The organism is Roseibium sp. RKSG952 (assembly GCF_009711355.1).
Genome location: NZ_SMMF01000125.1, coordinates 1 through 276, shown reverse-complemented (window position 1 = coordinate 276; position 276 = coordinate 1). Strand labels below are relative to the sequence as shown.

The following is a 276-nucleotide window of genomic DNA, read 5'->3' as shown; positions in this document are numbered from 1 at the left end:
CCGCCATTCGCGGCACCTGGCACGAATGGCGGCAATTATGTGCAAAACCGACCGGAGCACATGACCCCGGCCGCAGGTTTTAATCAGACGAAGTTGAAGTCGTCTGCCTCATAGGCCGTCCCGTCGGCAAACTCGAACCGCTCGATATGACGGCCTTCATCGGCAAACTCGACATACCCGCTCTTGCCGTTCTTAGCCCAGCTCATGCGCAGGACATCGCCGTCCTTACCGCCAATACCGTCCGGGTCAAGCTCAAGGGTCAGATCGGACAGAACC

General features: G+C 58.7%; 1 protein-coding gene. It reads right to left on the bottom strand.

Going from position 1 to position 276, the window contains the following annotated elements; genetic code table 11:
* Nucleotides 1-83: 83 nt before the first annotated feature.
* The coding region (locus E1297_RS48700; protein ID WP_196223068.1) for a hypothetical protein at nt 84-276 on the bottom strand (193 nt) is incomplete at its 5' end.